9 protein-coding genes, 1 tRNA gene, 1 other RNA gene and 1 pseudogene are annotated in these 17,200 nt (G+C 68.0%); 6 read left to right on the top strand and 6 right to left on the bottom strand.

Features of this window, described 5'->3' with window-relative positions:
- Positions 1 to 309: 309 nt before the first annotated feature.
- Complete coding sequence (locus BKD26_RS38680) at positions 310 to 1,008, bottom strand: ATP-binding protein (RefSeq protein ID WP_084907942.1); 699 nt, start codon at positions 1,006 to 1,008, stop codon at positions 310 to 312.
- On the bottom strand, positions 1,005 to 1,934 hold the full coding sequence (locus BKD26_RS38675) for a hypothetical protein (RefSeq protein WP_084907940.1): 930 nt from the start codon (positions 1,932 to 1,934) through the stop codon (positions 1,005 to 1,007). The genes BKD26_RS38680 and BKD26_RS38675 overlap by 4 nt, the downstream gene beginning before the upstream one ends.
- Before the next feature lie 866 nt (positions 1,935 to 2,800).
- Between BKD26_RS38675 and BKD26_RS38665 the strand changes: the two genes are divergently transcribed.
- Together BKD26_RS38665 and BKD26_RS38660 are read left to right on the top strand one after the other, a co-directional pair.
- On the top strand, positions 2,801 to 3,100 hold the full coding sequence (locus BKD26_RS38665; RefSeq protein WP_084907939.1) for a helix-turn-helix domain-containing protein: 300 nt from the start codon (positions 2,801 to 2,803) through the stop codon (positions 3,098 to 3,100).
- Positions 3,097 to 4,863, top strand: coding sequence for a tyrosine-type recombinase/integrase (locus BKD26_RS38660; RefSeq protein ID WP_084907937.1), 1,767 nt, complete (start codon positions 3,097 to 3,099; stop codon positions 4,861 to 4,863). Before BKD26_RS38665 ends, BKD26_RS38660 begins: the two co-directional genes overlap by 4 nt.
- Before the next feature lie 126 nt (positions 4,864 to 4,989).
- Here BKD26_RS38660 and BKD26_RS38655 read toward each other — a convergent pair whose 3' ends face one another.
- From BKD26_RS38655 to BKD26_RS38635, 4 genes and pseudogenes are all read right to left on the bottom strand, one after another.
- A complete protein-coding gene (locus BKD26_RS38655) occupies positions 4,990 to 8,136 on the bottom strand; it encodes a type I restriction endonuclease (protein ID WP_084907935.1) in 3,147 nt (1,048 codons plus the stop codon).
- Entirely contained in the window at positions 8,136 to 9,401 is a 1,266-nt protein-coding gene (locus tag BKD26_RS38650) for a restriction endonuclease subunit S (protein WP_084907933.1), read from the bottom strand. The genes BKD26_RS38655 and BKD26_RS38650 overlap by 1 nt, the downstream gene beginning before the upstream one ends.
- Positions 9,398 to 11,365, bottom strand: a pseudogene (locus BKD26_RS38640) (class I SAM-dependent DNA methyltransferase). The gene BKD26_RS38650 and the pseudogene BKD26_RS38640 overlap by 4 nt, the downstream one beginning before the upstream one ends.
- A 384-nt stretch (positions 11,366 to 11,749) precedes the next feature.
- Positions 11,750 to 11,834, bottom strand: a tRNA-Ser gene (locus BKD26_RS38635).
- Between the two features lie 117 nt (positions 11,835 to 11,951).
- Between BKD26_RS38635 and ffs the strand changes: the two genes are divergently transcribed.
- From ffs to BKD26_RS38615, 4 genes are all read left to right on the top strand, one after another.
- An RNA gene (gene ffs / locus BKD26_RS38630) (signal recognition particle sRNA small type) lies at positions 11,952 to 12,050 on the top strand.
- 60 nt (positions 12,051 to 12,110) lie between these two features.
- Positions 12,111 to 14,276 (top strand): DNA polymerase III subunit gamma and tau, encoded by a 2,166-nt coding sequence (locus tag BKD26_RS38625; protein ID WP_084907927.1) that lies wholly within the window; start codon positions 12,111 to 12,113, stop codon positions 14,274 to 14,276.
- A 61-nt stretch (positions 14,277 to 14,337) separates the two neighbouring features.
- Positions 14,338 to 15,588 carry a phosphoribosylamine--glycine ligase gene (purD, locus tag BKD26_RS38620; RefSeq protein ID WP_084907926.1) on the top strand — a complete coding sequence of 417 codons (1,251 nt, stop codon included), beginning with the start codon at positions 14,338 to 14,340 and terminating at the stop codon, positions 15,586 to 15,588.
- Between the two features lie 255 nt (positions 15,589 to 15,843).
- The coding region (locus BKD26_RS38615) for a hypothetical protein (protein ID WP_179166880.1) at positions 15,844 to 17,200 on the top strand (1,357 nt) is incomplete at its 3' end.

Raw genomic sequence — 17,200 nt, 5'->3', positions numbered from 1 at the left:
AGCGGTTTGCGCCGGGCGGCTGACGGCGCTGCTGGCGGAGCATCCATCCGGCGAGCACGAGCAAGGCGAGCAGTACCGCTGTCGTTACGGGGGAGGTAACCCAGTCCGGGAGGAGCGGGGTGCCGGCGCTCTGGGCAGCCAGGCGCGTGAGCGTGGGAGAGGGCAGGGTGGGGCTCCAAAGTTAGGGGAATGGCGGCCTGACTAGCCGCGTGGCCCCCGTCTCCGAGGGGGTCCGCGTTGCCCAGGGCAGGCGTGAGCGGGGCGGTGATGCGAGGCAGGACGGGGGAGGGGCACGCGGGCGTGGGCCGATCAGGAGACGGGCGCGTTCCGGCGGCGTCGGTCGGGGCCGGTGAGGATGACGCGTTCGGTCATCTCGGCGAGGTGGGAGGCGACGCGGTCACCGAGCGCGGTGCGCAGCTCGGGGGTCGGCAGGTTGGTGGTGATGAGAGTGGGGAGCATGTGCTCGTACCGGTAGTTGATGAGCCGGTAGGTCAGCTCCTCGGTCCACTCGCTGGTCTTGGCCGCGCCGAGATCGTCCAGGAGGAGCAGCGGGCTGCGGGCCAGCGTCTGGAGGTCCCGCTCGGTGTCGTGGCCGTTGCGGGGGCGGAGTCGCGCGTGGAGGTCGGCGGAGGTGGTGGCCTCCCAGCGCAGGCGGACGCCTCGGGTGAGAAGCGCGCGGAGGGCGCCGTACGCCTGGTGGGTCTTGCCGGTTCCGGTGGGGCCGACGATCAGCAGCGACGGGCCCTCGGCGATGCCGGGTCCGCTGGGACCGGGGCGCCCGGCGCCGGCGACCTGGTCGGCCCAGGCGGTGACCAGCGGGTGGTCGGCCAGGGCTCGTCGGTAGCGGGCGGGGATACGGGCGTCGGCGAGCTCCAGCGCCGTGACCGGCTCGGGTGGCGGTTCCTCGGCCGCGGCACCGGGTTCAATGCCCCGGCTGGCCAGGATCGTGTTGAGCCGGTCGGCGAGCGGGCCAACGCGGCGGGGCTCTCGGGTGAGGGTGGCGGTCAGAGTTCACCTCCGTAGGCGGCGTCGACGTCGCTGGGATTCGTCCACGCCCTGTGGGCGACTGGTGCGCGCGTGGCGTTCATGGCCTCGTGGACGAGGCTCGCCAGGGTGCTGGGGTGCAGACCTTTGGCTCGGTGGCGCTCGAGTCCGGCCCGGATGTGGGCGGGGGCGATGTTCTCGTCGAGCAGCTTGCGCACCTCCCGGCCGAGGTGGCCCAGGACGCCCGCTGGCGGGCGGTGGGCACATGCGGCGACGTACTCGCCGATCAGCTGATCGGTCGAGACGGTGTCGGGTGCGTGGGCGCTCGCGCCCCCCGAAGGGGTACTTCCTAGATCCATGATCCTAGGTCCTAGATCCGGACCGTGAGGCGTCACTGGTACCGCAGGAAGCCCTCCAGAATCCTTCACGGAGTGCTCCATGAAATCCCTCTGACCTGCGGGTTCGTCGTCAGTGCCTGAGTTCACTGTGTGGCCCGGCACTTCGCCGGAGGCTTCACGGAGGGTTCCGTGAGACGACGGTGCGGGCACCGTGAAGCCTGCTCCTACGGTGCGCTCGGCGACGATCGGCATCGCGCCGGTCGGGGTGTCGTGGTGCGGGCAGCCGGGGAGGCGGCTCTTGCTCGGCCGGTTGATCTTCTGGTGCTCTCGCCAGGTGACGATGTGCAGGTAGCGCTTGTGGTCCGGCCCCTGGTAGCGGCAGATCAGGCTGGCATCGGCGAGCTGGGCGAGGTCATCCTCGACATCGGCGGGGGTGTGGTCCGGACGTAGGACCCAGAGCTGTCCGGCGATGATCGCGGCGTGGTCGCGGTGGCGGCCCTGGTCGTCGGCCTGGGTGAGCAGGCCGAAGAAGGTGCGCTCGGCGGTCAGGGTGACGACGGCCAGGGACTCGGAGACGAAGGCTTCGGGCTTGATGGTGCGGATTCGTGCCAAGAGGGTGCGGTCCTCACTCGGTTGCCGGCGGGCGTGCAGCCCCGGCTCACCGTCGGTCGGGCGGAGTGGGTGTAAGGGCAGGGCGGAGATCGGTTGTTCGCGCGGGCGCGCGGAGAACCGTTCGCGTTTCCTGGGGGTGTCGTCAACATAGCCACACCCAGGTCGCACAAGTCCAGCCCAATGTGGCCGAATCTCTGACGGCAGAAAGGCTGCCGAGAATCGGGTGAAGAGGGCGGTGCGAAAACGGTAGGGCACGATCGGCGGTTGACCAAATAGTTGCCCTCGTCGCTGAGCCAGAAGCATCACATCGCCAAGCGGTTGACGGGCGCTCTACGGGAAGTTACAACACAACACCCCACGTCAGAGCAGCCTCTTGATGTCGATTGGCATTACGGAACCCGGACTTCAGGGACCAGTGATTCCCTCCGCACCGAAGTCATGCGCGGCGCAACATAGACCACGATCGCCGGTTAACCAAACCGGCGAATAAACGCTACAACTTGGGGCATGGCAGCACGATCACTTGAAATCATCGGCGCGAGGATTACGAGCCGTCCGAACCATCGAATTCCTCCGTCGATCGCGGCATCGCTCAGCGTGAGTTGGGCGCTCGGGTGACTGCGCTTGGCCATCCCGTGCCCCACACGATGCTGTCCCGCATCCAACGCATCCAGCACAGCTGCGACCTCGCTGAGCGGATCGAGCTCGAATGCGAAGCCAGCGGCCGGAGCACGGTCGCGCTGGCCGAGTAAATGGGCCGAGGTCGTCCTCCGCCCGGTTCGTCACCGCAGAACGCCCATCCCTGAACGATCAACCGACCAGCCCGGGACTCGCCGTCCCAAGCCTGGTCAGAGAAGGACTTCTCCTTGCCTGGAAACGATCTCCCTCTTGTCCAGATAGCCCGGCTCCTGGACGTCCCCGCGGACGCCCTGCGCACCCTCGTGGCCCAGCGCCGCCCTGCTGGTGGTGACGCCACGCTCGTTGCGCTCACGGTTGAGGAGGCCGCCCGCCGCCTGGGCATCGGCCGCACCAAGCTGTACGAATACGTCTCCGCCGGAGAGATCGCTTCCGTGAAGATCGGCAGTCTCCGGCGCATCCCAGCCGAGGCGGTGAACGACTTCCTGACCCGCCAGCTCGGCGCGTCGGACTTCGGGACGGCCGCGTGACAGACTCCAGTACCGCCAAGACCCGCCAGCCCAACGGCGCCTCGACCATCTACCTCGGCAAGGACGGCCGCTGGCACGGCCGCGTCACCGTCGGAGTCAAGGACGACGGCACCCCGGACCGGCGCCACGTCAGCCGCAAGACCCGCGCCGAGGTCACCAAGGTCGTCCGCGACCTGGAGCGCCAGCGCGACAAGGGTGCCGTCCGCAAGGCAGGCCAGTCCTGGACCGTAAAGACGTGGCTCACCCACTGGGTCGAGAACATCGCCGCCGCTCACGTCTCGGAGAACACCATCGATGGCTACCGGGTGGCGGTCTACCACCACCTCATCCCCGGCCTCGGTGCCCACCGCCTGGGGAAGCTCGAACCCGAGCACCTGGAGCGCTTCTACAAGAAGATGCAGGACAACGGCAGCTCCGCCGGTACCGCCCACCAGGCGCACCGCACGATCCGCACGGCGCTGAACGAGGCCGTGCGCCGCCAGCACCTCACCTCGAACCCGGCCTCCATCGCCAAGGCCCCCAAGGTCGAAGAGGAGGAGGTCGAGCCGTACACGGTCGAGGAGATCCAACGCCTCCTCGCCGAAGCGGGCAAGCACCGCAGCACCGCCCGCTGGGTCATCGCGCTCGCCCTGGGGCTGCGCCAAGGCGAGGTCCTCGGCATGCAGTGGGACGACGTCGACTTCAAGCTCGGCGTTATCCGCGTCCGGCGCGGCCGGCTGCGGCCCCGCTACAAGCACGGCTGCGGCGACCGTTGCGGACGCAAGCCCGGCTTCTGCCCCCAGAAGATCAACACCCGGCGCGAGACGAAGAATGCCAAGTCCCGTGCCGGCCAGCGGCCCATCGGTGTGCCCGACGAGCTGCTCCAGCTTCTGCGCCAGCACAAGGAGGAGCAGGCCCGCGAGCGAGCCCGGGCTCGTGACCTGTGGACGGAGAAGGGGTACGTGTTCACCTCACCCACCGGCGAGCCCCTGAACCCGAACACGGACTATCACAAGTGGAAGGAGCTGCTGAAGGCCGCCGGCGTCCGCGATGCCCGTCTTCACGACGCCCGCCACACTGCGGCGACGGTCCTGCTCATCCTCGGCGTCTCCGACGCGGTCGTCGACTCCATCATGGGCTGGGAACCCGGCAAGTCCGCCCGGATGCGCCGCCGCTACCAGCACCTGACCAGCCGCGTCCTCAAGGACACCGCCGCCAAGGTCGGTGGCCTCCTGTGGGGCACAGACCAGGCGACGGGAGGTGCTGAGCCGGTAGTCGGCCAGAGCCCCGTTCCCGCCGAGCTGGTAGTCCATGTCGCCCGCCTCGGCGAGCGGCGCGTGCCCTTCCTCCACCACGAGCACGCCGACGAGGTCGTCGCACGCTGGAGCGAGGACTGGCCCGACCACACCGCCGAGCTCGAGGAATGGGACCGCTGGCGCTGGGAACACCAGAGCCCCGGCGGCGCGAGCGCCATCCGCGACCGTGTACCGGATCGGTGCGTGGTCTTCCATGCCCGAGCCCTGTTCCTTCCCGGCGGGGAACGCGCGGCGACCGGGCTCCCAGAGCAGTGGTCGGTACCAGCTTGGGACTTCGAGATCGACCGCTACACCGACCGCGCCTCGGCCTGGCGCACGGCCCGCCGACCTGGCACAGGCCAGGAGGTCGAGGCCCAGGTACGAGGCACGGACAAGGCCGCCGTAGAGGCTGCTTTCGCCGAAGCGTGTGCACAGGCTGTGGACCGCGCTCAGAACCCAGGGAAGTACGGCGATACCGACGAGTGGTAGCAGTCCGGTCCCCCCTCCCTTGGAGGCACGAGGGCTGGCGTTGGTTTGGGAGTTGCGGCCTCTCCCACACCAACGCCAGCACGCGTGCCTGGCTGGACTCCTCTTTCGAGTGTGCCGACCCTTGTATTACTCGTGGGTCGGCTCCGTAACCTCACCGGCCTTCTCCGCCTCATCGACGACAACGGCGTAGAACCACTTCGCGATTTCGGCGACCAGCTGTGTCCGACCCATAGTGCTGGTGAAAAAGTAGTCGCTCATTTTGTTGTGCGCGCCCTGGTTATCCGCGACCACCCCGGTGACGGCATCGTCGAAGTCGGGGGATTCGGCGAACTGGGTCGGCGTGTTGACCTTGGCCTGCCGCACGAGGTCCTCGTCGTCCAACAGAGCGGCCAAGAGAGCTTCCAGGAAGGACACCTTCTGGGTGGCCGTGAAGTCCTCGTTGCCGAAGAGGTCGTTGAGTCGGTCCAGGACGGCCTGGAATGCGACCATCTTCGGGTCCTTCTTGCCTGCCGACCCCGCGCCCGCCATGCTCTTTAGCGCGATGTCTTGGCCGCCCAGGGAAATGTCGACCTTGCCCTTGTCGATCTGCTTGACGTTCTCAAGCACGACGTCGGACAGGTCGATCGGGGCGGTGTAGTTGTCGGGCTGGATCCGGCGGGCCAGCAGCCGCAGGTAGATGCTGCGCTTCTCCAGGTCCGCGTCGCCGTAGTCGATGATCTGGCTCATGAAATCGTAGAGGCGCACGAAGGTGCCGACGTCCTTGCGGAACATGTCGAGCTCTTCCAAAGCGGCCTTGTCTCCCTCGCCTCCGTTGGCGGCGAGGGCGGCGGTGTACCGGTCCTGGAATCGCTGCTTTCCGGGGTTCACTGCGGCCGTCAAGGCGTTGTTGCCCTTGTTCTTCACGAAGGCTTCGGCGCATTGGTCGATCTCTGCGAGCGTGTAGATACCGAAGGTGTCCAACTTGGCGGACAGGTCGTGCACAAGGTTGGGGTCGGTGGACTGTTCCAGGTGCGCGTCGGTGTAGTAGGGCTCGAACGCCTCCTGGATGAGGTCCGGAGGGTTCACGAAGTCCACGATCTGCGTCATCACCGATGTCTTGTGGATGCCCGACGGGGTGACGTACGTGCGGTTGAGGCGGGAGAGCGTTTGCACCGCCGTGACGCCCGACAGCGGCCTGTCGACGTACATGGCACACAGCAGAGGCTGATCGAAGCCGGTCTGGAACTTGTTCGCGACGATCATGACCTTGTACTCGTTGCCCCTGAACGCGCTGCGCAGGTCGTGTATACACGGGTTCATCGAGGCTTCGGTGAAGTCCGTCGGCCCCGACTCGGGGTCGTCGACCTTGCCGGAGAAGGCGACCAGGGTGCCGTAGCCGAGGCCCTTCTTGGCTATGTACTCGTCGATCGCCAGCTTGAAGCGCACAGCGCCCTTGCGGGAGTCGGCCACGACCATCGCCTTGGCGTGGCCGTCCAGCAGGTGCGCGACGTTGGAGCGGAAGTGCTCGACGATGATCGCAGCCTTCTGCGCGATGGTCTGCGGGTTGAGCTTCACCCACCGCATGACCTGTTTGGTCGCCTCGCTCTGGTCGACCTCCGAGTCGCCGCCGGCAGCGTTCTGACCGATCTGAAAGGCCAGCTTGAACGAGTGGTAGCCCCGTAGCACATCGAGGATGAAGCCCTCCTCGATGGCCTGCTTCATCGAGTACACGTGAAATGCCTGCGGCGGCAACGACGTGCCCTCGGGCACCCGGCCGAACAGCTCCAGTGTCTTGGCCTTTGGCGTGGCGGTGAAGGCGAAGTAGGAGATGTTCTTGCTGGCTGCCCGCTCGGATGCCTCGGCAGCTAGGACCGACTCAATGTCGATTTCGCCGCCCTCCTCGATCTCCTTCAGCTCCTCTGACGTCAGCACGGCCTTCAGCTTGGTGGCGACCTGCCCGGACTGAGAGGAGTGCGCCTCGTCGGCGATGACGGCGAACTTCTTGCCCTTCAACCCCTTGGACTTTCGGATCTCGGCCATCGCATGGGGGAAGGTCTGGATCGTGACGACGATGATCAGCTTGCCGTCGGCGAGGGCCTTGGCCAGCACGCCCGACTTGGAGGAGCCCTCGCGGGCGGCTTGCTTCCGATCGATGGCCAGCACGATGCCCTGGTCGTTGTCGATCTGCTTGATCGCGTCCTGAAGCTGTCCGTCCAACACATTGCGGTCAGTGACCACGATGACCGAGTCGAAGACCTTGGTGTTGTCCACCTGCAGACGCGCCAGGCGGTGGGCCAGCCAGGAGATCGAGTCGGTCTTGCCCGAGCCCGCCGAGTGCTGGATCAAGTAGCGGTGGCCCGCGCCTTCGTCGATTACGGCGTCGGTGACCTTGGTGACGGCCTCCCACTGGTGGAAGCGGGGGAAGCGCAACGCTGCTGAGCGCCTCTTCTTGCCAGTGATCGGATCGGTGTGCTGCTCGTGCTTGATGTACATGAACCGGCCGAAAATGTTCAGCCACGCGTCCCGTTGCAGTACCCGCTCCCACAGGTAGGACGAGGGCGACCCTTCCGGGTTGACGGGGTTGCCGGCCCCACCGTCCTCAGTGCCCCGGTTGAACGGCAGGAAGAACGTCTTCTCACCGGCCAGCTTCGTGGTCATCCAGACCTCGTCATTGGAGACGGCGAAGTGCACCAGCGCGCCCTGTCCAGTGGCGAACAGCGGCTGCACGTGCTTCGTGCCGGGGTCCTTCGGGTGTCGGCTGGCCTTGTACTGCTGCTTGGCGTCCTCCACCGTTTGCGTGAAATCGGTCTTGAGCTCGGCCGTGGCAACCGGCAGGCCGTTGATGAAGAACACGAGGTCCACGCTGCGCTGGTCAGCCGTGGAGAAGTGGACCTGACGCATGATGCGCAGGCGGACCTTGTCGTAGTCCGCCACCGTTGTGGCGTTCAAGGTGGACTCGGGCTTGAACTGACACATGCGGAGCTTGGCGGACAGATGCTTGTACCCATGGCGCAGCACGTTGAGCGTACCGCCACCGTTCTCCATGTCGACGGCCAGGAACTTCACCAGCCGGTCCAGCACCTGTTCGCGCTGCTTGGCCTCATCGGCGGCGTCGGCCTTGACGACCTTGGCCAGTTCGTTGGGCTGCGTGTCCTCAAGCCAGCCGAAGACGTCCGCCGGGAACAGGGCACGCTCACGGTCATAGCCGCTGTCGTTCTGGGAGTACAGCCAGCCGTGTGCGGCAAGGTACTCAGCCAGCTCCTTCTCGAACTCGGTCTCGTGGTGCTGGCCCATTAGCCCTCCTGACGGACGTCGATCTGGCCGGTCACAGCCGCAGCGACAAGAGCGGCACGCCGCTCCTGCGACAGTTGGATCAAGCGCTCAGACTCAGCGATGAGGGTGTCGATGCGTCCGATCTGCTCACGAATGTGGGAGACAATCTCGCGCTGAACGTCCACGGTGGGAAGGTCCATCGGGAGGTTGAGGATGTCGTCCTGGCTGATGTTCTGCATCGAGGGAGACGCGCCAGTTGCTTCGAGTTCGATCAGCCCTCTTAGGCGAGAAGTCCCCAGTACGGTTGCGACGTAGCTCGGGTCTGCCTTTGTCTTGTCAAGATCAAAGGCGTACAACTTGTCCGAAAGCATCAGGCGAGGAAAATCGCCTTCAGCGACCGCCGCACTTCCTACGAGATCACGGGTGTTGGCGCGGGAAACCACCAGATGGCCCCTACGGACGACACGGTCCGGCCGAGGTTCCTGGTCCTCGGGGAGTTCTTTGTTCTCGTGTGGCTGGAAGACTCCGCGGTTAACAGCTCCAGCCTTCAGGATCGCCCAGGTTTCCACTCCGTCTGCGGGCCACGGGTAGCACTGCGGACTCCAGCCCTGGGTTACTCCGGTCACGACGTGTTTCAGTCGCTGCCCGCTGGTGAGAGGCGCAACGGAATCGATCGCTGCCGTGCTTACGGCGGTACGCCGCTCGCGCAGTATGTCAATGAGCCGCTGCTGCTCGTTGATCAGAGTGTCGATCTTCTCTGTCTCGCAGTCGAGGTAAACAGCGATGGCTTTCTGCTCGGCCAGGGGAGGAACGAGTACCGGCAAGAGCCGGTAATGATCGTTGTCGATTTCGGCCTGTCCGGGTCGGACTCCGCGCGAAATCGTCCTGTATCCAGCGATGTACGGAGGGGATCGGAAGAGCCAGTTTAGATAGCGATGATCCTCTTTGTGTCGCGGGGCAAAGCAGATGTAGTGCCCAGAGATAATTCCCCTTAGGGTGGAAATGCCAACGGATCCCTGCCAGGCTTTCATTCGGTTAGCAACGAGCCAGCCTGGGTGTACCAGTTGGTAGATGCTTCTGTTTTCGGCCGTCTGATTGAGGTTCTGAAGGGAGTCCTTTGCGATTACCCCGTGATCGCGGAAGACGGAGAGCATCTGCTCGTAGGGATGGTCGACGTCCTTGATGCGCTCGTACATCGCCCAGAGGGGCTTAACCCCCCAGTCGGTCGGGATGTCACCGATCCACGGAACTCCTGAATCGATGAGACCTTCGTGCCGGTCGGTCACGCCTCGACCTCCCGCAGTAGGCCAATGATCTTGGCGACCTGCGCCTCCAGGGCGCGGTCGATCTCTGACAGGGGGCGTGGCGGGACGTATGTGTAGAAGAGTCGAGTGAACGGGATTTCGTAACCGATCTTCGTTTTTTTCATGTCTACCCATGCATCCGGGACATGCGGGGCGACCTCCGCCTCAAAGTACGCCTTGATAGTCTCGTTCCGGCCGGCATCGCCGATCGTGTTGCCGGCATAAGTGAACGGAACGTTTTCCGTGGCGCGCTTCGAGCTGTCCGGCTCAGGATTTCCCTTTGAGTCCGTGTAGATCTCTGCCGACTCGTCGAGTTCGCCCACCGCTCTGGCCAGGTAGCGGTATTGGGTGGCAGTCAGCTTAAGCTCGGCCGTGCTGAACTATTTGCGGACGTCCTCGATAAACTTGTCTTGGGCTGGGTAAGTCTGCTCGCCCATGCCTGCTAGAACAGCGAGAAATGGTGCTGGATCAGTATCCTTGCCGAACACCTTGGCCATTGTTCTGTCGTCGAGGTCAGCCGCGCGGGAAGCTGCAAAGTTCAGGCGCATCGGCCGCTCGACCGTGATCGTCCAGTAGCCGAAGTCGGAGTTTCTGAGGATCTTGGACTTCTCGGTCTCGATGAATGCGTCGTACAGCTTCACGATCTGCTCGCGGGCTGCCGCGTCGATTTCCTTGCGCTTGGAGCCCATGCCCTTGCGCATCTTGGTCCACATCTCGGAGGCGTCGATCAGCTGGACTTTTCCGCGGCGGTCGGCCTGCTTGTCGTTGTCGAGGATCCAGATGTATGTGGTGATACCGGTGTTAAAGAACATGTCGGTGGGCAGCGCGATGATTGCGTCCACCAGGTCGTTCTCCAGGAGCCAACGGCGGATCTCCGACGATCCCGACTCTGCTGCGCCAGTGAACAGCGGCGAGCCGTTCAGGACGATGCCTGCACGACCACCGCCCTCGTGGGCAGGGCGCATCTTGTGGGCCAGGTGAGTCAGGAACAGCATCTGGCCGTCCGAGGCGGAGGGCAGGCCGGGACCGAAGCGTCCGTTTGGGCCGCCCTTCTTGCGGTCTTCCTTGACCGCGGATTCAGAAGCCTTCCAATCCACACCGTAGGGCGGGTTGGACATGCAGAAGTCGAAGGTCTTGTCGAAGAACTTGTCGTCGGCCAGGGTGTCTCCGAGCCGGATGTTGCCGACGTCCTGGCCCTTGCCGATCATGTCGGACTTGCAGATGGCGTAGGACAGATCGTTGATCTCCTGCCCATACAGGCGAAGACGGGCGTGAGGGTTGCGCTCCAGGAGGCGCTCCTCCGCCACAGAGAGCATGCCGCCCGTGCCTGCGGTGGGATCGTAGATCGTCCGGATGGTGCCCGGCTCCAGCAGAGCCTCGCCTTCCTCCGCGAAGAGCAAGTCGACCATGAGACGGATCGCGTCACGTGGCGTGTAGTGCTCGCCGGCCTCCTCGTTGGAGGCTTCCGCGAACTTGTAGATCAGGTGCTCGTACAGGTCGCCCATTGCCGCGTTGGGCACGGTGCTGGGGTGAAGGTCCACCTCGGTGAACTTGGAGACGATCAAGTACAGCCGGTTCTTCTCTTCAAGCCGGTTGATCTCGGTCTCGAAGCCGAATCGCTCGAAGACGTCGATGTTGCTGGAGAAGCGGGAGACGTAGTCGATCAGGTTGGCGCGTAGGCCCTCAGGATCCTCAAGCAGGCGGGCGAAGTCGTACTGCGAAGTGTTGTAGAAGGCCAGACCGGTCTTGCGCTTGACCTGGACGTCCAGGGCGCCGGCATTGAACTCTTTGGCAAGGGCGCGAACCTCATCGCGGGTGGGCTCGAGCAGGCAGTCAAGGCGTCGCAGGATCGTGAACGGGAGGATGATTCCGCCGTACTGGTGCGGCCGGTAGACGCCTCGCAGCTGGTCAGCGATCGACCAGACGAAGTTACCCAGGGTGCTCAACTTGGTCCTGCTCTCTGACTGCCGGTGGAATGGCCCAAGCATGGCAGAGGTGTCCGACACGACGGCTCGGATTGGCACTTCGCCAGTGATGGCTGCGGTTTGGGGCGACCGCACTCCGTGTGCAGGAGCCGCGTGGTTCGCAAGCTTTGCTCTGACTGCCGGGGCTGTGAAGGACCTGTGCTGGTGGCGACACGTCGGGCCTGGCAGCTCCTCGCCCTCTCTGGGCGCCAGCTGGACGGGCAGGCGCCCGGGAAGTCGGCCGACCTGTTCGTTCGGCGGTTCTGTCAGGTCGTCGAGCAACTGAGACCAAAACTGAGACCACGCGACGACGAAGGGTCCGACCGCTCAGCGGTCGGACCCTTCGTCTGCCCAGGTGGGCGGCTGCGGAGGATACGAGATTCGAACTCGTGAGGGGTTGCCCCCAACACGCTTTCCAAGCGTGCGCCCTAGGCCTCTAGGCGAATCCTCCGCCGCAAACAATACAAGACGTTGAGGAGTGCTCGCGAACCCGTTCCCCCGGGGGCCGTCCGCGGGCGCCGCAGGTGCCGGGGGTGCCCCGGCCGCCCCCGCCATCAGGTAGGCTGGGCGCAGCCCCTCACGTGGCGCTATCTGACTGAACTCCCCCAGGGCCGGAAGGCAGCAAGGGTAGGTCGGCTCTGGCGGGTGCGTGGGGGGCGCTTGCGTTGGTGGGGTGGGGTTCGGTGGGCCGGGTCGATTGTCGGTGGGGCCCGATATCGTCGTAAGGGTGTCGTCCCTTGCGCTGTACCGCCGCTATCGTCCCGAGTCCTTCGCCGAGGTCATCGGGCAGGAGCATGTCACCGACCCGTTGCAGCAGGCCCTGCGGAACAACCGGGTCAATCACGCGTACCTGTTCAGTGGGCCGCGTGGGTGTGGGAAGACGACCAGCGCCCGGATCCTGGCCCGCTGCCTGAACTGTGAGCAGGGCCCCACGCCCACCCCCTGCGGGGAGTGCCAGTCGTGCCGGGACCTGGCCAGGAACGGGCCGGGGTCGATCGACGTCATCGAGATCGACGCCGCGTCGCACGGTGGCGTGGACGACGCCCGTGAGCTGCGGGAAAAGGCCTTTTTCGGGCCGGCGAGCAGCCGCTACAAGATTTACATCATCGACGAGGCGCACATGGTCACCTCGGCGGGCTTCAACGCCCTGCTGAAGGTGGTCGAGGAGCCGCCGGAGCACCTGAAGTTCATCTTCGCGACGACCGAGCCCGAGAAGGTCATCGGGACCATCCGGTCGCGTACGCACCACTACCCGTTCCGGCTCGTCCCGCCCGGGACGCTGCGGGAGTACCTGGCCGAGGTGTGCGGCAAGGAGCGGATCCCCGTCGAGGAGGGCGTGCTGCCGCTGGTCGTTCGGGCCGGGGCCGGGTCGGTGCGTGACTCGATGTCCGTCATGGACCAGCTGCTGGCCGGCGCCGCCGAGGACGGTGTGACATACGCCATGGCCACGGCGCTCCTCGGCTATACGGACGGCTCGCTGCTCGACTCGGTGGTGGACGCCTTCGCCGCCGGGGACGGGGCCGCCGCGTTCGAGGTGGTCGACCGGGTCATCGAGGGCGGCAACGACCCGCGGCGGTTCGTGGCCGACCTGCTGGAGCGGCTGCGTGACCTGGTGATCCTGGCCGCCGTGCCGGACGCCGCCGAGAAGGGGCTGATCGACGCGCCCGCCGACGTGGTCGAGCGGATGCAGGCCCAGGCGTCCGTGCTGGGGGCCGCCGAGCTCAGCCGGGCCGCGGACATCGTGAACACCGGGCTCACCGAGATGCGCGGGGCGACCTCGCCGCGGCTCCAGCTGGAGCTGATCTGCGCGCGCGTACTGCTGCCCGCCGCGTTCACCGACGAGCGGTCGCTGCTGGCCCGGCTCGACCGGCTGGAGCGCGGCTCAGTGGTCCAGGGCGCCGCTTTCCAGGCGACGGGGCCGGGGCCCGCCATGGGGTACGTACCCGGGCCCGAGGCCCATGCCCAGGTGCCGCCGGCCGTACCGGGCGGCGGGCCCGCCGCTGCCCGCGCGGCGGTACGGGGACCGGGGGAGGGGCCTTCTCCGGCGCCCGCTCCGGCTGCCGCGCCGCCCGAACCTGCCCCGGCTCCGGCGCCCGATCCCGCGCCTGCCGTGCCGCCCGCGCCCGCCGCGTCCCGGCCCGGGGCGTGGCCCTCCGCCGCCGCGCCTGGGTCCCAGGAGTCCGGCAGCCGGCCGGGCGCCTGGCCCTCCGCGTCCGCACCGGCTCCCGCGCGGCACCCCGAGCCTTCGGCGCCCGCACCGGCACCCGCGCCCACCCCCGCTCCCGCCGGTCCCGGTATGGCGCAGGGCGCCGCCCAGGTGCGGAACATGTGGCCGGACATCCTGGAGGCGGTCAAGAACCGTCGCCGCTTCACCTGGATCCTGCTCAGCCAGAACGCCCAGGTGGCCGGCTTCGACGGCACCACCCTCCAGCTCGGCTTCCTCAACGCCGGCGCCCGTGACAACTTCGCGAGCAGCGGCAGCGAGGACGTACTGAAGCAGGCGCTCGCCGAGCAGTTCAACGTCCAGTGGAAGATCGAGGCGATCGTCGACCCGTCGGGCGGCTCCGCGCCCCCGCCGTCGTCCGGAGGCGGCGCCGGTGGCGGTGGCTACGGCGGCGGCCGCCCGTCCCAGCAGGCGCCCGCGCCGCAGGCCGCCCCCCGGCCCGTACAGCAGGCGCCGCAGGCGCCCGTGCCCCAGCCGGCTCCGGCACCGGCTCCCAGCGCCCCCGCGCCGGAGCCCCCGCGCGCCCCGGCCGCCCGGCAGCCGGTCAGGCCCGAGGACGACATGCCGGAGGACGACGACCCCGACCTCGTCGACTCGGCGCTGTCCGGCCACGAGCTGATCGTGCGCGAGCTCGGGGCGACGGTGGTGGAGGAATATACGAACGAGTAGCGGGGGCGTCCTCGGTGGCCCGCACAAAGATCGCCCCGCTCAGCGGGCTACCCTGGCTGGCGTGAAGGTCCTCGTCATCGGCGGCGGCGCCCGCGAACACGCCCTGTGCCGCTCTCTCTCCCTCGATCCCGACGTCACCGCTCTGCACTGCGCGCCCGGCAACGCCGGAATCGCGGAGGTCGCCGAGCTGCACCCGGTCGACGCCCTCGACGGCGCCGCGGTCGCCCGCCTGGCCACCGGCCTGGAGGCGGACCTGGTCGTCGTCGGCCCGGAGGCACCGCTCGTCGCCGGTGTCGCCGACGCCGTACGGGCGGCCGGCATCCCCTGCTTCGGCCCCTCCAAGGAGGCCGCCCGGCTGGAGGGCTCCAAGGCGTTCGCGAAGGACGTGATGGCCGCCGCCGGCGTCCCCACGGCCCGCTCGTACGTCTGCACGACCCACGACGAGATCGACGAGGCGCTCGACGCCTTCGGCGCCCCGTACGTCGTCAAGGATGACGGCCTCGCGGCCGGCAAGGGCGTCGTCGTCACCGGTGACCTCGAACAGGCCCGCGCCCACGCCCGTTCCTGCGACCGCGTGGTCATCGAGGAGTATCTGGACGGCCCCGAGGTCTCCCTCTTCGCGATCACCGACGGCACCACCGTGCTGCCGCTCACCCCGGCCCAGGACTTCAAGCGCGCCCTCGACGGCGACGAGGGCCCCAACACCGGCGGCATGGGTGCCTACTCGCCGCTGCCCTGGGCCGACCCCAAGCTGGTCGACGAGGTCATGGCGAGCGTCCTCCAGCCCACCGTCGACGAGCTGCGCCGCCGCGGCACCCCCTTCCAGGGGCTGCTGTACGCGGGGCTCGCGATCACCTCGCGCGGTGTACGGGTCATCGAGTTCAACGCCCGCTTCGGCGACCCCGAGACCCAGGTGGTCCTCGCCCGCCTCCGGACCCCGCTCGCCCGGGTCCTGCTGCACGCCGCGAAGGGCACCCTCGACAGCGAGCCGCCCCTGAACTGGCGCGACGACGCCGCCGTCACCGTGGTCGTCGCCTCGCACAACTACCCCGGCACGCCCCGCACCGGTGACCCGATCGAGGGCCTGGACGAGGTCGCGGCGAAGGACGCGCCCCACGCGTACGTCCTGCACGCCGGGACCAGGCGGGACGGCGACGCGATCGTGAGCGCGGGAGGACGCGTGCTGTCCGTCACCGCGACCGGCAAGGACCTCGCCGAGGCGCGGGAGCGGGCGTACGCGGCGGTCGGACGCATCCGGCTTGACGGATCCCAGCACCGTACGGACATCGCGCGCAAGGCGGCCGGGCAGTGAACCCGCCCGTGTGCTGAACCGTCTTCACCTTTGCCCAAAGCCATTCCATCGAGTGACGGCTGAGCCATCCGGATGACGCCTGCCGGTGCCCCAACTAGGGTGCCGCGCAAGCGTTCCGGCACTTGGCCCACCGGCATTGCGATGTCAGTGGTGGATGCCACAGTGGGGGAGTGACCAACACCGCCGCGAGGCAGTCCGCCGCAGGGCAGAAGGGGGTGACGTACGGCCGTGTCCGATTCCGGTACTCGTTTCGGGATGGGTGAGGAGCTGGGGGCGCGGGCCGCGCGCGCCCGGGCCCTGGCCGTGCTGCGGGTCCGCGGCAGGGCGCTGGCTCTGGCGTTGCTGCCCACGGCGTTCGCCGTCGTGCTGCTGGCCGGTGGCGCCACGGGCCGGCTGCCCGGCTCCGGCTGGGACGCCGCGCGCTGGGTGGTGTCGGTGGTCGCGGTGGTCGTCCTGGCGGCCGCGGCGGCGGTCGCGGCCGTGATCACGCGGGCCCGGCCGGCGCTCACCCCGACGGTAGAGATCCCCCACGAGTCGGCCCCCGACCTGTACCGCTTGGTACAGGACCTGGCGGGGCGGCTGGATGTGCCGGCTCCGTCCGGGATAGCGCTGACCCCGGACTGCGACAGCTGGCTGGAGGACCGTACGCACCCGGCACACGGCACGCCGGGCATACCGGGCGTGCACCGTTCCGACACCCCGCCCGTGCTGGTCATAGGGTCACCGTTCCTGTGGTGGATGCGGGTCGCAGAGCTGCGGGCGGTGCTGGCGCCGGTCGTCGCCGGTACGGGACCGTCCGCGCACCCCGACATAGCGGCGGCCCGCCGTTTCGTCCGAGGCCTGGACGCGGCGGTCGCGGCGGCGGACCGGCCGGGGCTCGATCCGGTACGGCGCGTTGCCGCGCGTTTCGTGGCGGCGGTCGCCCGGCTGCTGCTGCGGGGCTGCCAGGCGCACGTCGCGGAGATGGAGCGGGGCGTGGCGGCGGCGGCCTCGGAGCGTGCACAGGCTGTGGACTACGGCCTGCGGATCGTCGCCCAGGAGCAGGTCGGGCTGGCGTACGCGGGCTGGGACCGGCTGCTGACCCGGGTGGCGCTGCCCGCCTGGCGCATGGGCCGCTGGCCCTCCCGGCTGGACGCGGGCGTCGTCTCGGCCCTGACCGAACTGTCGCGGCGCGACCGGCTCGCGGAGGGCTTCGCCTCCCGGCTGGGCGAGCGCCCGGCGTGCGACCTGCTCGAAGAGCCCGGGCTCGTCGACGAGGCCACCTCCCTGCTGGCCGCCCGCCTCTTCCACGGCGGTCCGGCGGAGGCGGGCCCCGACTGGGCGCCGGTGGACTGGCAGCAGTACCCGGACGAGGTCGTCGACCGCAAATGGCGTACGGAGGCGGCCCGCCTCCACCGGGTCCTCGACCGTCTCGGCGTCGACCGCGACGCGGAGGCGACGCTGGCCCGCGTGATGGACCACCTGGCCACCACCCGGACCGGCGAAACCCTCGCCGCCGCCATCACCGCCGAACTCTCCCGCGAGGCCACCACCGGCCCCCCAGCCCCCGAGACGCCCCCCGCGACTGCTGCGTCCCCCACGACGGGCGCGGACCCCGGCACGGGCGACATCC

The organism is Streptomyces sp. CB03238, assembly GCF_002099185.1.
Lineage (GTDB): Bacteria > Actinomycetota > Actinomycetes > Streptomycetales > Streptomycetaceae > Streptomyces.
This window is presented reverse-complemented; position numbering and strand designations above follow the sequence as displayed.

Excerpts from the sequence above, each read along its gene's own strand:
- BKD26_RS38655 (WP_084907935.1), bottom strand. The coding sequence starts at position 8,136 with ATGGGCCAGCACCACGAGACCGAGTTCGAGAAGGAGCTGGCTGAGTAC.